Origin of the sequence: Moorena sp. SIO4A1 (genome assembly GCF_010672065.1) — a bacterium.
Taxonomy (GTDB): Bacteria; Cyanobacteriota; Cyanobacteriia; order Cyanobacteriales; family Coleofasciculaceae; genus Moorena.
Map to the genome: position 1 here is coordinate 1 of NZ_JAAHHX010000758.1, position 1,391 is coordinate 1,391.

The following is a 1,391-nucleotide window of genomic DNA, read 5'->3' on the forward strand; positions in this document are numbered from 1 at the left end:
GCTAGAACTGCCTTTTTTCAAAGTCGGTAATTCTGATTACTAGTTTTTTGTATTTCATTTTGGATTGACATTTGTTCAGACGCTTGTTACAATATTAATAGGTCGGTAAACAAGGTAACAACCAAGGATGAGATTAGCGTATCAGTACAAGATCAAGCCAACAAAAGCACAAAAAGCCGTTATAGATAATTGGCTGTCAATGCTGTGTGCTCAATATAATTATTTGTTAGCTGATCGATTTAACTGGTACGAACAGAATCGTTGTTATGTTAATGCTTGTCCCCTTGTTTGTCATCTTTCAGAATTAAAGGAAAATCCCGATTATTACAGCCAAAAAAAGACTCTACCAAACCTGAAAAAGACTCATCCTTGGTACAGGCAGATTCACTCTCAGGTACTTCAGGATGTTGTCAAGAGGGTAAAACTGGCTTTTGATAGGTTCATAAAAGGAGACAGTAACGGTAGGCGAAGTGGGCGACCTAGATTCAAAAAACGGCACCGTTACCGTACTTTTACCTACCCTCAAATGAAAGAGGGATGTCTGGAAGGTGATCTAATAAACCTCCCTAAGATAGGCATGGTAAAGGTTGTACTCCACCGCCCTATTCCCGCTGGATTTAAAATAAAAACAGCCTCTATTACTAACAAATGTGATGGCTATTATCTGGTCTTATCTCTGGAGGACAAGACTGTTCCTGAGGTAAAGCCAGATATTAATCCGGACTCAATGATTGGGATTGATGTTGGCCTTAAAGATTTTTTGACGACTTCTGAAGGGGAATCTGTCGAGATACCTCAGTACTATCGAAAAGCTCAAAAACGTCTAAAAGTAATCCAGAAGCGTGTATCTCGTAGAAAGAAGGGAGGTAAGAACAGGCTCAAAGCTATCAAACAGCTTGGATTACAGCACAAGAAGGTAGCAGACAAGCGGAAAGATTTTCATTTCAAGACCGCCAATTATTTGTTATCAAAATATGATGTTGTTGCTCATGAAAAATTAAACGTAAAGGGACTGGCTAAGTCCCGATTGGCTAAATCTGTGTTGGATGCTGGGTGGTCAAGCTTTCTGACAATTCTTTCAAGCAAAGCCTTAAATGCTGGCTTGTTGGCAGTTGCAGTAAGTCCCAAAAATACTTCGCAGAATTGCTCCAATTGTGGAAAAAAAGTTCCTAAAAAACTGCATGTTCGCTGGCATGATTGCCCTCATTGCGGATGCAGTCTTGACCGGGATCATAATGCGGCAATAAATATAAAAAATAGAGCGGCAGGGCAGTCCGTTCTTAAAGCCCAGCGCCTCCTAAGGGATGCCCGGATTGGCTGGGAAGCCTACACCGAACCTGAAAGGTCGGTGTAGGAGCTGTCACCTTCTATAGACTGTGCCATATCCTGGC

1 protein-coding gene is annotated in these 1,391 nt (G+C 41.4%); it reads left to right on the top strand.

Annotated features, from left to right (window positions below; genetic code table 11):
* The first annotated feature begins 127 nt into the window (after nucleotides 1-127).
* Nucleotides 128-1,354 carry an RNA-guided endonuclease TnpB family protein gene (locus F6K53_RS42675; protein WP_075897083.1) on the top strand — a complete coding sequence of 409 codons (1,227 nt, stop codon included), beginning with the start codon at nucleotides 128-130 and terminating at the stop codon, nucleotides 1,352-1,354.
* Nucleotides 1,355-1,391: the final 37 nt, after the last annotated feature.